General features: G+C 69.7%; 18 protein-coding genes. 9 read left to right on the top strand and 9 right to left on the bottom strand.

Annotation, left to right across the window (positions count from 1 at the left end; genetic code table 11):
* Nucleotides 1-30: 30 nt before the first annotated feature.
* Entirely contained in the window at nucleotides 31-450 is a 420-nt protein-coding gene (locus tag VGJ14_05405) for a hypothetical protein (GenBank protein HEY2831842.1), read from the bottom strand.
* A 209-nt stretch (nucleotides 451-659) separates the two neighbouring features.
* Between VGJ14_05405 and VGJ14_05400 the strand changes: the two genes are divergently transcribed.
* The gene (locus tag VGJ14_05400) at nucleotides 660-1,106 is read left to right on the top strand and encodes an SRPBCC family protein (GenBank protein ID HEY2831841.1); all 447 of its coding nucleotides are present in this window, start codon (nucleotides 660-662) and stop codon (nucleotides 1,104-1,106) included.
* A gap of 20 nt (nucleotides 1,107-1,126) precedes the next feature.
* On the top strand, nucleotides 1,127-1,801 hold the full coding sequence (locus tag VGJ14_05395) for an SDR family NAD(P)-dependent oxidoreductase (GenBank protein HEY2831840.1): 675 nt from the start codon (nucleotides 1,127-1,129) through the stop codon (nucleotides 1,799-1,801).
* A 62-nt stretch (nucleotides 1,802-1,863) separates the two neighbouring features.
* On the opposite strand, the gene VGJ14_05390 is transcribed toward VGJ14_05395, so the two are convergent.
* Nucleotides 1,864-2,733, bottom strand: a complete 870-nt coding sequence (locus VGJ14_05390; GenBank protein ID HEY2831839.1) for a hypothetical protein — start codon at nucleotides 2,731-2,733, stop codon at nucleotides 1,864-1,866.
* Nucleotides 2,734-2,980: 247 nt separating this feature from the next.
* Here VGJ14_05390 and VGJ14_05385 point away from each other — a divergent pair, with 247 nt between their 5' ends.
* The 6 genes from VGJ14_05385 to VGJ14_05360 all read left to right on the top strand — a co-directional run bounded on the left by VGJ14_05385 (nucleotide 2,981) and on the right by VGJ14_05360 (nucleotide 7,457).
* Entirely contained in the window at nucleotides 2,981-4,162 is a 1,182-nt protein-coding gene (locus VGJ14_05385; GenBank protein HEY2831838.1) for a CaiB/BaiF CoA-transferase family protein, read from the top strand.
* The gene (locus tag VGJ14_05380; GenBank protein HEY2831837.1) at nucleotides 4,159-4,812 is read left to right on the top strand and encodes an ATP-binding cassette domain-containing protein; all 654 of its coding nucleotides are present in this window, start codon (nucleotides 4,159-4,161) and stop codon (nucleotides 4,810-4,812) included. Before VGJ14_05385 ends, VGJ14_05380 begins: the two co-directional genes overlap by 4 nt.
* An 87-nt stretch (nucleotides 4,813-4,899) precedes the next feature.
* Nucleotides 4,900-5,337, top strand: coding sequence for a DUF4234 domain-containing protein (locus VGJ14_05375; GenBank protein HEY2831836.1), 438 nt, complete (start codon nucleotides 4,900-4,902; stop codon nucleotides 5,335-5,337).
* 30 nt (nucleotides 5,338-5,367) lie between these two features.
* A complete protein-coding gene (locus VGJ14_05370; GenBank protein ID HEY2831835.1) occupies nucleotides 5,368-6,549 on the top strand; it encodes a DUF1015 domain-containing protein in 1,182 nt (393 codons plus the stop codon).
* 144 nt (nucleotides 6,550-6,693) lie between these two features.
* The gene (locus VGJ14_05365; GenBank protein ID HEY2831834.1) at nucleotides 6,694-6,840 is read left to right on the top strand and encodes a hypothetical protein; all 147 of its coding nucleotides are present in this window, start codon (nucleotides 6,694-6,696) and stop codon (nucleotides 6,838-6,840) included.
* Complete coding sequence (locus VGJ14_05360) at nucleotides 6,822-7,457, top strand: class I SAM-dependent methyltransferase (protein ID HEY2831833.1); 636 nt, start codon at nucleotides 6,822-6,824, stop codon at nucleotides 7,455-7,457. The genes VGJ14_05365 and VGJ14_05360 overlap by 19 nt, the downstream gene beginning before the upstream one ends.
* Before the next feature lies 1 nt (nucleotide 7,458).
* Here VGJ14_05360 and VGJ14_05355 read toward each other — a convergent pair whose 3' ends face one another.
* Nucleotides 7,459-8,457 (bottom strand): magnesium and cobalt transport protein CorA, encoded by a 999-nt coding sequence (locus tag VGJ14_05355; GenBank protein ID HEY2831832.1) that lies wholly within the window; start codon nucleotides 8,455-8,457, stop codon nucleotides 7,459-7,461.
* A 7-nt stretch (nucleotides 8,458-8,464) separates the two neighbouring features.
* A complete protein-coding gene (locus tag VGJ14_05350; GenBank protein HEY2831831.1) occupies nucleotides 8,465-9,025 on the bottom strand; it encodes a phosphatase PAP2 family protein in 561 nt (186 codons plus the stop codon).
* 695 nt (nucleotides 9,026-9,720) lie between these two features.
* Here VGJ14_05350 and VGJ14_05345 point away from each other — a divergent pair.
* Nucleotides 9,721-9,948, top strand: coding sequence for a hypothetical protein (locus tag VGJ14_05345; protein HEY2831830.1), 228 nt, complete (start codon nucleotides 9,721-9,723; stop codon nucleotides 9,946-9,948).
* Here the strand turns inward: VGJ14_05345 and VGJ14_05340 are convergent.
* The 5 genes from VGJ14_05340 to VGJ14_05320 all read right to left on the bottom strand — a co-directional run bounded on the left by VGJ14_05340 (nucleotide 9,919) and on the right by VGJ14_05320 (nucleotide 14,591).
* Nucleotides 9,919-10,941 (bottom strand): hypothetical protein, encoded by a 1,023-nt coding sequence (locus VGJ14_05340; protein HEY2831829.1) that lies wholly within the window; start codon nucleotides 10,939-10,941, stop codon nucleotides 9,919-9,921. The two genes, VGJ14_05345 and VGJ14_05340, sit on opposite strands and share 30 nt — an antisense overlap.
* A gap of 135 nt (nucleotides 10,942-11,076) precedes the next feature.
* Nucleotides 11,077-11,388: a HypC/HybG/HupF family hydrogenase formation chaperone gene (locus VGJ14_05335; GenBank protein HEY2831828.1), complete on the bottom strand. Its 312-nt coding sequence runs from the start codon at nucleotides 11,386-11,388 to the stop codon at nucleotides 11,077-11,079.
* Nucleotides 11,379-13,748: a carbamoyltransferase HypF gene (gene hypF, locus VGJ14_05330; GenBank protein ID HEY2831827.1), complete on the bottom strand. Its 2,370-nt coding sequence runs from the start codon at nucleotides 13,746-13,748 to the stop codon at nucleotides 11,379-11,381. The genes VGJ14_05335 and hypF overlap by 10 nt, the downstream gene beginning before the upstream one ends.
* Nucleotides 13,741-13,935: a hypothetical protein gene (locus VGJ14_05325; protein ID HEY2831826.1), complete on the bottom strand. Its 195-nt coding sequence runs from the start codon at nucleotides 13,933-13,935 to the stop codon at nucleotides 13,741-13,743. Before VGJ14_05325 ends, hypF begins: the two co-directional genes overlap by 8 nt.
* A gap of 119 nt (nucleotides 13,936-14,054) precedes the next feature.
* Nucleotides 14,055-14,591 (bottom strand): hydrogenase maturation protease, encoded by a 537-nt coding sequence (locus tag VGJ14_05320; GenBank protein HEY2831825.1) that lies wholly within the window; start codon nucleotides 14,589-14,591, stop codon nucleotides 14,055-14,057.
* Nucleotides 14,592-14,757 lie beyond the last annotated feature (166 nt).

Raw genomic sequence — 14,757 nt, 5'->3', positions numbered from 1 at the left:
GTCAGCATAGGTCCGGGTTCACCGGTGGCCTTACGGTGTGCGGGCACCGCCGCGGCCGCGCTGGGCGGGCAGCAGGGGCTCACCGCGCATCGCCCGCGAGGCGGCGCGCAGATGCAGGCGACGGGCGTAGGACGCGGTGCTGTTCTCCGCGCGCACCAGGCTGAGCAGCACGCCCAGCAGCGCGTGGGTGGACCGCTCGGCCACCTCGAGGGCAAGGTCATCGGGCACCACAGACGGCCCCACCGGACCCGCGTACTCGCGGGCCAGTCCCACGTGCAGCGCGGCCACCTCGACGGCCCGCCGAGCCACGGGGTCCCGGCCCACGCGTTGCTGCAACACGAGCAGATCCGCTACCACATCGAGCGTCGCATCCACCCAGGTGGACGTGTCCGTTCCGCCCGCGGTAGCGCAGGACTGCTGCAGGTGTTGCAGATGGTTGTTCCAGTGCACGACGGGTCCCCCTGACCGTTGTGTCCGGCTGCGTTCCATTCGCCAACACGCAATGCTGTCGAGTGGAAACTGTCAGTGAGACGCAGCGGGATCTGTGACGGTTCCATCCCCGATACTCGACAAGATCACTCTTATCCCGCCTGCCCCTTGAGCCAAATGAGGTCGGTCACGCACCATCAGTTACGCACATAGTTGGAGAAACTGGGCGCGTGAATCACGTGTACAAGTTCGCCTGCACCTGGGCGGTGCCGGCCCCACTCGATGTCCTGTACTCGACCCTGGAACGACTCGACCTCTACCCGCAGTGGTGGCGACAGGTGAAGGTCGCCGAACGGATCGATGACGACACCTGTCGAGTGGTGGTGCAGTCCCGGTTGCCGTTCTCGCTCCGCTTCACCGCGCACCGCTCCCGCGCCGACGCCGACGCGGGTGTGTTGGAGGCTCGACTCAGCGGCGACCTGGTCGGGTTCTCCCGTTGGGTGCTCACCCCGGCACCGGACAGCGGCACCCTGCTCGCCTTCTCCGAGGAGGTCGAGGCGGCACGGCCGCTGCTGCGTCGCCTGGCCTTCGCCCGACCGTTGTTCGAGATCAATCACCGGATGATGATGCGGGCCGGGGAGCGCGGTTTGCGCGAGCACCTGAATTGCCCGACCTGAGCTGAGAAGTGGAGCAAACCGTGGTCTCGCTGACGGGCAAGGTCGCCATGGTCACCGGTGGTGGGTCCGGCCCGGGGCGGGCCACGTCGCTGCGCTTCGCTGCGCTCGGCGCCTCGGTGGTGGTGGCAGACTCCGACGGCGCGAAGGCCGAGTCCGTCGCCACGGAAATCGCGGTTGCGGGCGGCCGGGCAATCGCCATCACGGCCGACGTGACCAGCGCCGCGGATAACCGGGCCGCGGTCGACCTCGCCGTCTGCACCTACGGCGGGCTGGACGTGCTGGTGGCCAACGCCGGCGTCGCGCACGTCCCGACGCCGTTCGAGGAGTTACCGGAGGAGGAGTTCCAGCAGGCTTTCGCGGTCAACGTGCTCGGCCCGTGGCTCGGTGCGCGCGCGGCAGCCCCCGCGTTGCGTAAGCGCGGTGGCGGCTCGATCGTGATCGTCGCCTCGATCCTGGGCGAGCGCGCGAGCTCCGGCTTCACCGCCTACGCCGCCGCCGAGGCCGCCGCCCACCACCTGGCCAAGGCCCTCGCTCTGGAGCTGGCGAGCGACCAGATCCGGGTGAACTGTGTCGCGCGGATGGCCCCGGTGGCCACCGAGGAGGACATAGCCGAGGCCGTCGTCTATTTCGCCTGCGACGAGGCCGCCTTCCTCACCGGGGTCGTGTTGCCGGTCGATGGTGGCCGCGGAATATGACCCCGGGGCGTCCGCCGAAGAGTGAGGTATAGCTCACTGTTGAGCGGACGCCGTGGGCAGCGCTACGCGGCACGGCGACCGCCGGGCCAACCGCCCGCCCGCAACGCCGCCTCCAGCTGGTCGAGGAAGGGCTCGGGGTCGATGCGCAGTGCCAGATTCGGGATGCGCAGGACGACGTGTCCCCCGAGCGACGCGGCGTTCTGCTTCAGTGCGTCGGGTATCCAGGCGGCCGGATCGCGATGCTGGGAACCGTCGATTTCGGCGGTGACCTTGTAGGCGTCCCATGTGTTGTCGTACACCCAGGTGCCGGAGTCGGTGCGGCGGCGCACTTGTCGATCGGGGACGGGCAGTCCTCTTTTGACGCACAGCCCCGCGAACTCACGCTCGCCGAGGGTCTCGATGCCCCCGCCGATGGCCAGGGCGAGATCGCGGAGCAGGCGACGACGGCGAGACCACTTGACCTTCTCGACCTCGTCCGCGAACTCGGTGGGGGTGACCAGCCGCTGCTGAGCCGCCATCAACACCACCGTCGCGGCCTGACGATCCGTCACGGCCCACAGTGCCCCATGGACGGCGGCCGTGCCCGGCCTCATCCGCGGCACCTCCCCGGCGATCACCGACGACGCCTCATAGCGACGTGTCTCGTGGACGATGACACCGCTGCACTGTTGCGGCGTCGCGGACTTCGGCACCGCGACGTGCACCACTCCTTCCGCCCAGTTCTGCAACCCCCCGGCGAGCAGCGCCGAGACGCCGTCCAGCACAGCCGGCGCGCCGACCTCGGCGATTGCCCGGTAGAAGTTCGCCAACTGCTCATCCCCCGGCGCCACCCGTACGGTCTGGTGTCCCAACCGCAGCCACCGCCGGGCGCGCAGCTCGGCGGCTATCTCCCACCGGTCGATGCCCAACGCCGGCAGCGCTCGCCGGCTCATTACACCGCCGCTCGATTGAGCTGCCATCGCCGCCCGCACACGACGAGTCTGGCGCCGCTGTGCGCTCTCCCCCGATAACCCCATGCTCGGGATCCTCGACAAATTCAGCGCCACGCCAACACACAGTTCCGCGATCTGTGGACAACCGCTCCCGTCACCTGTCGACATCCCCGACGCGTCCGCCGAACAGTGAGCTATAGCTCACGGTCGAGCGGACGCCTCGGATGGTGGTCACTAGGCTCGGTCGGTGAGCACGTTGCCGCTGTCGGGAATCACCGTCGTCGCCTGTGAGCAGGCGGTGGCCGCCCCGCTGGCCACCCGACACCTGGCCGATTTGGGCGCCCGGGTGATCAAGATCGAACGACCGGGGGTGGGGGACTTCGCGCGCGTCTACGACCGCACGGTCAAGGGCATGTCCAGCCATTTCGTGTGGCTGAACCGATCCAAAGAGAGCCTCACCGTCGACCTCAAGGACGAACGCGGCCGCGACATCGTGGCCCGGTTGATCGCCGGGGCCGACGTGTTCGTCCAGAACTTCGCCCCCGGCGCGGCGGACCGGCTGGGGCTGGGCAGTATGGAACTGACGACACGTCACCCAACGTTGGTGTACTGCTCGATCTCCGGGTACGGCACGTCCGGCCCTTATCGGGACCACAAGGCCTACGACCTGTTGATCCAGGCCGAGACCGGGGTGCTGTCCATCACCGGTACCCCGGAACAGCCGTCCAAGGCGGGCATCCCGGTGGCCGACATCGCGGCGGGCATGTACGCGTTCTCCGGGATCCTGGCCGCGTTGGTCGAGCGGGGGCGCACCGGTACGGGGAGGGTGGTGGACATCTCGCTGTTCGATGCGTTGACCGAGTGGATGGGCTTCCCGATGTACTGGACGGCCTACAGCGGTACCCCACCGGCCCGGCGCGGTGCGGAGCATCCGGGCATCGCACCCTACGGGCCGATCCCGGTGGCCGACGGCGAGATCGTGCTGGCCATTCAGCACGACCGGGAATGGCGGGCACTCGCCGAACAGGTGCTCGGCCGCCCAGAATTGGGCACCGACCCGCGCTTCGCCACCAACACCGACCGGGTGGCCAACCGCGCGGCCCTGCACGCAGTCATCGACGAGGCGCTCGGCACGATGCCCGGCGAGGAGGTCTCCCGTCGGCTCACCGCGGCGCGCATCGCCAACGGCCGGCGAAACGAGGTGGAGGGTCTGCTCGAGCATCCGCAGCTGGCGCTGCGGGATCGCTGGCGCACCGTGGAATCCCCCGTCGGGGAACTGAACGCACTGCTCCCGCCGATCACCATGCCCGGTGTCACCCCGAGGATGGATCCGGTGCCGGACATCGGCGCGCACACCGACGACATCCTCGCCGCGCTCGGCTACGACGCCGACGGCATCGCGACACTGCGCCGGGAGGAAGTCATATGAGCGAGCGCAGCGAGGGAATCAATGGGCACAGCAACGCTGTCGAGGTGACTGGGCTCGGGGTGCGGCTGGGCGGCTACCCCGTGTTCTCCGAGGTCAATCTGAGCGTCGCGCCCGGCGAGATCCTGGCCGTGCTCGGCGGCATCGGGTCCGGCAAGACCACGCTGCTGCGGGTACTCGGCGGCGAGCTGGCGCCCAGCGCCGGCAGCGTCCGTGTGCTGGGTTACCCACCGGCCGAAGCCATCGAGTCCGGCGAGGTGGTGCTGGTCTGCGGGGAACCGAAATGGGAGCCCGGTGCCGGCGTGCTGCAGGTGCTCGAGCTGGCTCGGATGGCGGGCTCCCAGGTGGAGGACGACACCTGGCCGATCCCACCGCGGGTGATGGAGGCCTTCGAGCTGGACGCCAAGTGCGACGACCAGCCGCACACCCTGTCCCAAGGACTGCGCCGGCGACTGGCGTTGGCCGCCGCGTTCTGCCGGCCGTCGCAACTACTGCTCATCGACGACCCCGAGTACGGCCTGGACGACCGCTTCCGTCCGCTGCTCGCCGACATCCTGCGCGGTTACGCCGATCGGGGTGGCACCGCGGTGCTCGGCACGCACGATCTGGACCTGGCGGTGGGGGCGCAGGCACGCACGTTCGCGCTGGACTAGTCGATTTGGGTGAATGACCGGCGGAGGGTGGGTGCCGCGTCCTACCGTGCTGTCACGGGTGTGCACCCGTGCTGACCGGGGGATGGGATGACGCAGGACACCGACGTGCTGCTGGCCCGTGAGGTGCTCACGGTCGGTGTGCTGCCGCGGCATCGTGACCCGTGGCTGGTCGGCGCCCTGGGCCTGGCGACCCTCGGCCTGTACTGGATCTACTGGGTCTGGCAGGTGAACCGCGAGCTGCGCCGCTTCGACGAGCGGATCGCCGTTCGCCCGGCGGTCTGCGCCGCGGCGGTGTCGTTGGGCGCCCCGCTGGCGGTGCCGCAGTTCGTGGCCATCCACCACACCGGCCGGCGCATCGAGGCGGCACAGCGCGCCGCCGGTATCCCGGCCACCTGCGACCCGGTCACCGGCGTGCTGTGGTGGGTTTGCTTCGGCGTCGGCGTGATGTACCTGCAGGACGAGCTGAACAAGGTCATCGACCGTTACGGCGCACCTGCCGGCACTGAGGTCTTCCACTTCGCCTGACGGCAACCTGCGGGTGCAAGGATCGGGCCCATGCCCGTCTTCTCACCGTTCCCCGGAATCCGCTACACCACCGATCCGTTGGTCGAGGTCACCGCGCCGCCCTACGACGTGATCGACGCCGAGCAGCGTGCCGCGCTGTGCGCACAGCACGAGCACAACGTGGTCCGGGTGGACATGCCGGTGGCCGAGGACGGCCCGGACCCGTACGCCGCCGCCTCGGCGACCTTCGAGCACTGGCGGGTGCAGGGCGTGCTGGCCGATGACCCGCCCGCGCTGTACCCGTACCGAATGACCGCCACCGACGAGGACGGCACCGTGCGGTGCACGCTGGGCGTGCTGGGCGCGCTGGGCATCGGCCCGCAGGCCCGCGCCGACGTGCTGCCGCACGAGCACACCACCCCGAAGGCACACAGCGATCGGCTCTCCCTGCTGCGCGCCACGAAAGCGAACCTGTCGGCGATCTGGGCGCTGTCGCTGACCGAGGGCCTGACCGCCCTGCTGGACCTGGACGCCGCCGAGGCGGTGGACCGCTGGGACGACGAGGACGGCGTCACCCACGAGCTGTGGCGGATGGACGACCCGGCGGGGGTCAAGGCGATCTGCGAAGCGATCGGCGCCACGCCGTTGGTGATCGCCGACGGCCACCACCGTTATTCCACCTGCCTGATCCACGCCGACGAAGCCGGCGCGCCGACCGGCGCGGACGCCACGCTGTGTCTGGTGGTGGAACTGGTCGCCGACCAACTAACCGTGCAGCCCATCCACCGCCTGCTGGCCGGGTTACCCACCGGCCACGACCCAGCGACCGAGTTGAGCGCCGCGTTCGAGATCGGCCCTCGGGAGCCGCATCCCGATGCCGCCGTGGTGCGTCGGCTGGTGGCCGAGCGGGCGTTGGCCCTGGTGGACGCCGAGGGCATGCGTCTGCTTCGCCCGCGCACCGACAGCGGTCCCGGCGTGGTCGAACCGCTGGACTCGGTGCGGGTGGCCACGGCGGTGGACGCACTGCCCGACCACGAGATCAGCTATCAACACGGCGTGGCGCACGCGGTCTCCGCGGTGCGCTCCGGGCGGGCGGACGCGGCGATCCTGCTGCGCCCGGTATCGGTGGACCAGATCCGTGCCACGGCGCAGGCGCGCGGCCTGATGCCGCCGAAGTCCACGTTCTTCTACCCGAAGCCGCGCACCGGCACGGTGTTCCGCACGCTCGGCTGACATCCGTCACCTGACGCGAGCTCAGTTCTCACCGAACGGTCGTGAAACGCCGGCCCATCTGGGTGACCCGGCCGCGTTCGTCCACCCCGGCGGTTCCGCACCGACCTACCGTCGGGATCGAAGCACACCCTGGGGGGTCGTCGCATGCACATGCCCGAGGAACTGTTCGAGGTACCGCCGCCGCCGGAGACGCGCACCGAGCCGTCCTGGCCGGGGTACGACGAGGAGCCGACGCCGCTGCCACGGGCCGGCCTGATTGCTCGGCTGTTGCGATGGCGCACGGCGGCCTGACCGATCGGACCGCGCTGGTGGATCCGCAGCAGCCGCTGTGGAACCACAACATCCAGTACTACCCGGAGGTGCTGGCCGCGTTGCCGCCCGGCGCCCGGTCCGCGTTGGACGTCGGCTGCGGGGCCGGGGTACTGACCCGCCAGTTGCGCGCGCGGGTACCCGAGGTGGTGGGCATCGACCCGGATGCACCGAGCCTGGGCGCTGCCTTGTCCGTGACCGGCGACCCGATCTCCTACCGCCAGGTGTGCCTGTTCGAGGACCACCTGTTGCCCGACGACCACTTCGATCTGGTGGCCTGTGTGGGTGCGTTGCACCACATGGATGCCGCCCCCGCACTCACTCGGATGGCCGGGCTGCTGCGCCCCGGCGGCGCGTTGGTGGTGATCGGGCCGGCCCGCATCGATTTCCCGCGGGACCTGCTGTGGCTGACCGCGGGCATGGTCGCGGACCGGACCACCCCGCGGCGCAAGTGCTATTGGGAGTTCCCGGCACCGCCGGCCCGGCCCCGGCACTCCTACCGGGAGATCGCCGCGATCGCTGCCGCCGCGTTGCCCGGCGTGACGTTCCGCCGCCGGTTGTATTTCCGCTACACCCTGGTCTGGCGCAAGCCCGGCTGAGTCAGAGCCACTCGTTGTGCCGGAAGGTGCGGTACAGCAGCGAGCAGACCATGACGATGAACCCGAGGGCCAACGGGTAACCCAAACGCCACCTCAGCTCGGGCATGTGCTCGAAGTTCATGCCATAGATACCGGCGACCGCGGTCGGCACCAGTGCGATCGCCGCCCAGGCAGAGATCTTGCGCATGTCCTCGTTCTGCCGGATCGCGATCGCGGACTGGATCGCGGTCACCCGGGCCACGTTGGCCTGCAGCACGTCGGTGAGCAGCCGGTCGATGCCCTCCAGCAGCTCGGCCACCCGGAACAGGTGGTCGTGCGCGCTGCGGAACTGGCCGGTCAGCCCGGGATCCGGGCACATGTCGTCGGCCAGCCGCTCCAGCACCCGCACCAGCGGCGCGACCGCCCGGCGGAACTCGGCGACCTCGCGCTTGAGCTTGTAGATACGTTCGGAGTGGTCGGCCTCGCCCAGGGCGAAGACCGCCTCCTCGATTTCGTCCACGTCGACGTTCAGTCCGTCCAGCGCCGCCTCATAGCCCTGGACCACCAGTCGGGCGACCCTGGCCAGCACGTCGAACGGGCTTTCCGGAGCGGGCGCCGGATCGTCGAGTTCGGAGATGACCCGGCCCAAAACGTCGGTCTCCCCGTGCCGGACGGTGACCACGAAGCCGGGCCCGAGGAACAAGGTGATCTCGGTGATCTCGACGACCTCGTGACTGTCCACGTAGTGCACCGGCTTGAGCACCACCGAGGCGACGTCGCCGTGCCGCTCCAGCTTGGGCCGCTGGTGCGCGCGCACCGCCTCGGCGACGGCGAAGTCGGGCAGCCCGAACTCGGCGGTCACCCCGACCATGTCGTGCGGTGAGGGGTTCTCCAGGGCGACCCAGAGCAGGTCGCACGCCGTGCCGTCGTCGATGCCCGGCCCGGTGGCGTGCGGCACCCGCACGCCTTCGTGATAGGCGATTCGGGCGACGATAGCGCCGTTCGAGTCGCTTCCGGCCATCGTCACCTCACCGTCGGGCGGCGCCCACCGGCGGCCGCAGGGCTGCGGCCTGCCTGGCGGGCCGGGCGAACACCACTGCGACCGCCACCGCGATGGTCACCCCGAGCAGCGCGACCACCGCACCCCCCAGCATGTCGCCCGGGTAGTGCACGCCGTCGTAGACCCTGGAGAAGCTGATCACCACGGCGACGAACGACAGCAGCATGCCCCAGGAACGGGAGAGAAACACCAGCGCGGTCAGGGCAACCCCGAACGACGCCGTGGCGTGGTCACTGGGAAAGGACTGCCCCGGGTCATGGGCGATCAATTGGTGCACCTGGTGGGTCTGAAACGGCCGCTGCTCGGGGTGCAGCGCGGCGGCGAGGAGGCCGAAGGCGTAGGTGAGGCCGAGCGCGCCGAGGGAGAACAGCACCGGGCGTGGATCCCATTCGCGCAGCCGAAACACGCACAGCACAGCGAAGGCGGCGAACACCGCCCAGATCGCGTCCTTGGCGATCGCCTTCATCGCCTCGTCGAACAACCCGTTGCCCGACCAGTCATTGATGGTCCGGAACAGGTGGTAGTTCATGACGCTCCGAAGGCCACGAGGCGGGATCCGTCGACGGTATGCCGGCCAGTGCTGCCCGCGCAGGAGATGACCGATTGATCCCGACCATCCTGAACCGTCCATTAGCCCGAATGGGTTCGGCACGCCGACCGACCCTGCCCGGGAACCGGCCATGACCCGGTCGTTGGATGACCTCGAGGTCAACAAGACGGGCGTTACCGTCTGAAATTTGCGGCATAAAACGCTGAGCGACCGACCGGGCTATTCCAATTCATTACGTGACTGTGCGATCACAGTACGTAAATGGAGCTCTAAAGATTTGCCCTTTTGATGACATTCCACACTGACTGTAAGTCACCCGGGATCGAGATGCTTCTCACCGCCGAAATGAGTAAACGGCCCAGGTCAGAACCCATCCAGGGCCCACGAATTTCGGCGCGTGACAGCCCCTGAATCTGCATCAAATCCTCAAGGAGGAATATCCTGCCCATTCCTGTTGGCTCCGGTTTGCGGCCTGCTCAACATTGTCGGCTCCATGGTGAGCAACCCCGTTACCGGAATTCAGCGGGGAGGACAGAGCCGAAATCGTTCCGCTCCTTTGTCACCCGTGTGGGTGACAGCCGTTCAGCGGATCCGAATCCGGGCGATCGGGCGATGGGAGGCCAGGTCCGACCGCCGTTCAATCAGGGCAACGACCGCCCGACGTTGGAGCCCGTATGGAAGCCCTGCCGCACAGCCTGATCTTCTCCCCCGCACCGTGTAGCTACCTCTGGCACGGCTGCGGCGTCACCCGCACCGAGCATCTGCCCGGAGAGCCCTGGATGATTACCGTCGACGAGGACTGCACGTTGGACCCCGACGGGGCGCGCGAGCTGGCGGCGCAGCTGCTGGCCGCGGCCGACCTGGCCGAGGCACTACGCCTGGCCGCGGACGAGAGCCTCTGACCCACCCACGTGTGACGTGTCGGGGACCGCACACGCCACCGCACCGAGCAGCGTCGCCGGACCGAATTGCCCGAACGGCGCGGGCGGCCGATCCGCGCCGGCCGGCCCCCAACTGGGATCGGTGTCGGTAGCCCCGTCCAGCGTCAGGCAGGACTGCTGGGCGCCGTTCGCCGACATCACCCAAATGCCATCGGAGTTGCCGCGCCGGTCACTGGCGAACACGATCGCGCTGCCGTCCGGGGAGAAGGCCGGTGCGTGGTCGAAGGCCGGGTCGGTGGTCAATCGGGTCAGGTCGCCGCCGTCGGCGTTCATCTGCCAGATGTCCGCGTTGCCGTCGTCGCCGGTGCTGGTGAACACGATGTGTCGACCGTCCGGGGAGTAAGCGGGGTCGGTGTCGAACGCCGGCTTCGTGGTGAGCCGGGTCAGGTGGGTGCCGTCGAGGTCCACCCGCCAGACGTCCGCATTCTCGCCCTCGTCCTCGTTGCGCACGCTGGTGAAGGCCACCCGCCGACCGTCCGTGGAGAACGTCGGACGGTAGTCCACGGCGTATTCGGTGTCGGTGGTCAGCCGGCGGCGGTGTCGGCCGTCGAGGCCGATCACCCAGATATCCACGTTCCCGCCGACCTGCGCGGTGTAGGCAATCAGCCGCCCGTCCGGGGACCAGGTCGGTTCGGTCTCCGCTCCGGTACCCCCGGTGAGCAGCCGCGGATGGCTACCGTCGGCATCCATCAGCCAGATCAAGGAGTAGCCGGTTCGGCTGCTGGCGAAGGCGATGTGCCTGCCGTCCGGGGACACCGCGGCCTGTTCATCCGCGGCATCGGAGTCGGTGAGCCGGCGCGGGTGGCCGCCGTCGGGATCCATGGCCCAGACGTCGTTGCCGCCCGCCCGGTTGCTGGTGAACACGATCGGTCCGTTGTCGGGCGGCTGGACCGCAACCGCGGGCGTGGCGACCGCGACGACCAACAGGGCGGCGCTCAGCCCGGCGAGGACCATGGCGGAAGGGTCGCACACCTTCGCCGCGTCGCGCCGGTGACGGTGCCTCAGCAGATGTGGGGCAGCTGCTCCCCCAACGGAGTGTCCCCTACTCGCGTGGCGCCGAACGTGTGCGGGCCACCACCGGCACGGATCTCATGACGTCGCCTCCCATCGTGCTTGGGTTTCCGCCCAACTCGATGCCTCGGCCGCCTGCGCCCGGGGGTCACCGAACTCTGCTTCGATCTCCCCCATCTGCTGGAACAGAGCGATGGTCTTCAACGCGGACTCCTCGTCGAGGTGCTGCAGGGCGAACCCGACGTGCACGATCGTGTAGTCGCCCACCGCGATGTCGGGCAAGAACTCCAGGCAGACCTCCTTGTGCACGCCGCCGAAGTCCACGGTGGCCATGCGGGTGCCGTCGGACTCCCAGATCTCCAGCAACTTGCCGGGCACGGCTAGGCACATGGCGCACTCTTCTCGACTGGATCGGTCCTGCGGGCGGCGATCACGAGTTGCCCGAGGGCAAGACCCGCGTCGCTCGGCGGAACAATGCGGTGGCACAACACCCGGAAACCCGCCGCGGTCAGGCTTTCCCGGCACAACGTGGTCAGCAGGGCGTTGAGGAACACCCCGCCGGACAGCGCGACGGTGTTCAGTCCGGTTTCCGCGCGCAGGTCCAGCGCGACCCGCTCGACCAGGTCCGCCACGGCGAGGTGGAAGCGGGCCGCGATCAGCGCGGCCTCGACCCCGGCCAGCACGTCCGCGGCGACGCCGGCCAGCACCGGGCCCGGGTCGAGCAGGGTCGCGGTCCGCGTACCGAGACAGTCGAACCGATACGGCTGTCCACACCGGTCCAGCCCCGCGCGGGCCAGGCCCTCGAAGCGCATCGCGGCCTCGGCCTCGTAGGCGATCCGATGACAGACCCCGGCCAGGGATGACACCGCGTCGAACAGCCGACCCATGCTGGAGGTCGCCACGCAGGCCAGGCCGGTCTCCACCTGACGGCCCAACACCGAGCGCTCCTCCCGCGAACAAGCCGCGACGCTGGGCAGCCGCCGGTCCCAGTCCTGACCCGCGGCGTGCAGATGGGACAGCGCCATCCGACACGGGTTGCGTACACCGGCGTCACCACCGGGCAGCCAGGCGTAGCGCAGGTGCGCGGCCCGGGTGTAGCCGTCGTAGTCGGCGAGCAGCACCTCGCCACCCCAGGCGGCGCCGTCGTCGCCGTACCCGGTGCCATCGAAGGCGAAGCCGATCACCCGCTGCGCGCCGTCGTGGCCGTTCTCCGCCATCGCCGAGGCGATGTGCGCGTGGTGATGGCCCACCGCACGCACCGGGAGCCCACCGCGCCGCGCCCAGGCGGCGCTGCGGTAACGCGGATGGCGGTCGACGATCACGAGCTCGGGCGCGACACCGGTCACCGCCCGCATCTGGGTGGTGGCTGCCTCGAAAGCCCGCAGGGTGGCCAGATCGTCCATGTCCCCGACGTGCGCGGACAGCCACGCATAGCGGCCGTCGGCCAAGCAGAAGGTGTTCTTCAGATCTCCGCCCACCGCCAGCGCCGGCGTGACCGGCACGGGTAGCGCGACCGGAAGCGGCGCGTACCCGCGGGAGCGGCGCACCGGCAGCGCCATGCCGCCCGCGATGCGCAGCACCGAGTCATCACAGGGCGCGTGGATCGGACGGTCGTGGCTCAGCCACGCGTCGGCCAAGGACGCCAACCGCTCGCGCGCCTCGGCGTCGTCCACCACGATCGGCTCACCCGCTACGTTTCCACTGGTCATCACCAGGGCGCCGGGTGCCGCCGGGTCGCCGGGCAGACCGAACAGCAGGTGATGCACGGGGGTATAGGGCAGCACCACGCCCACGTCCGGACTGCCCGGTGCGACGGCCTCGGCCAGGCCGGTGGCGCCGGTCAATCGGGCGAGCAGCACCACCGGTCGGGCCACGCCGGTCAGCAACTCCGCCTCGGCCGGGGAGATCGCCGCCACCCGCCGGACCGCAGCCAGATCCGCGACCATGACCGCGAACGGCTTGTCGCCACGGTCCTTGCGCTTGCGCAGCACGGCCACCGCGGTCTCGTCGGCGGCGTCGCAAGCCAGGTGGTAGCCGCCCAATCCCTTGACCGCGACGATCGCCCCGCCGGCCAGCAACGCGCGCGCGCCGGCCAGCGCCGCCTCGCCGGACCGGTCCGGCTCGCCGGGCTGATGCAGCGTCAGCACCGGACCGCACTCGGGACAGGCAACCGTCTGGGCATGGAAACGTCGATCAGCGGGGTCGGTGTACTCCGCATGGCAGGTCGGGCACAGCGGCAGCTCGGCCATCGTGGTGGCGGGCCGGTCGTAGGGCAGGTCCACGACGATGGTGAATCGCGGCCCGCAGTTGGTGCAGCTGATGAACGCATGCCGGTGGCGGCGGTCCCTCGGGTCGGCCAGTTCGGCCAGGCAGTCGGCGCAGGTGGCGACGTCCGGGGAGACCAAGGTGCGACCAGGGCCGCCGGCCGATTCGGTGATGACGAAATCGGTGCCGCCGCGGCACGGCAGCACGGTGAGAACGATCTCGTCCAGCCGGGCCAGCGGCGGTGCCCGGGTGCCCAACCGCACGCCGAAGGCGTCGACCGCGGCCGGCGAACCCTCGACCTCGATCAGCACCCCGTCGGGGGTGTTGGCCACCGATCCGGACAGGGCGAGTTCGCGCGCCAGTGCATACACGAAGGGCCGGAAACCCACGCCCTGCACGACTCCACGCACGGTGAACCCGTGCCGCCGACGCGTGCTCGTCTCCGCGCGCCGTTGCGGCAACCCGTGGTGCGACGTGTCAGGCATGCCTGCCGGAGGCTGCGCCGAGCTCCCGCACCATCGGGACCATCATGCCCAGAGCGTTGCCGACGATCTCCTGAAACTCCTTGGACTCCCGGATGTACGCCCAGGACTCCACGATCTTGGTTAGCCCCTGTCTGCCTTCCCGGGTGCCCACCACAAAGCCCACGGCGAACCCCACCAACGTCTCCATACCGGTCTCCTCACTCGATCACATGGACCGAATCTCCAAGTAACGCTTCACATCCGGAATCGACTGGACCACGGCTGCAGCCGCTCCCGCCACGAGCACCGCCTTGACAAACCGCACGATCATCGGGACACCTCCTCCACGTGTTGACCGGTTGGGTCCGGCATTGCGCCGGACCACATCAGTTGCTCGACCAGGGCGATAGCCGGCCCGATCGCCGCCTCGACCTGCGGACTCAGGCCGATGCCTTCCGCCACGCTTTCCGGCTCGCAGGCCACCACATAGACCTGCCCGACCGTGCCGCCCAGCCCGGCGAGCATCGACAGGATCGCGCCGGGCGCGAGGCCGTGCGCGTCGACCAGCGCACTGTCCCCCTCGGCGACTGCCGGACGGGCGTCGGCCACCAATGCCTGATCCACCGTCAGTAACGTGACCGCGCCGGGTATCTGCCCCCGCGCGGCCGCGTCGACGATGACCAGGACGTCATAACCGTCGAGCAATTGGTAAGCCAGGTGCACGCCCCGGATGCCGATGTCGAGCACGTCCACGTCGGCCGGGACGGGCACCCCCTGCATGCGGCGCACGACCTCGGAACCGAAACCGTCATCGCTCAAGAAGATGTTGCCGACGCCGGCCACCAGCATCCGCCGCGCGCTCACCGGCAGACCTCGCTGCCATCGGCGCGCCGACCGGCCACGCACAGCCGGCGCCTATTGGTGAACTCGCTGCGCTCGCTCACCGGCAGACCTCGCTGCCATCGGCGCGCCGACCGGCCACGCACAGCCGGCGCCTATTGGTGAACTCGCTGCGCTCGCTCACCGGCGG

The organism is Sporichthyaceae bacterium, assembly GCA_036493475.1.
GTDB lineage: Bacteria > Actinomycetota > Actinomycetes > Sporichthyales > Sporichthyaceae > DASQPJ01.
Note: the sequence above shows the minus strand (reverse complement) of the source record. Positions and strands in the feature narration are given on the sequence as shown.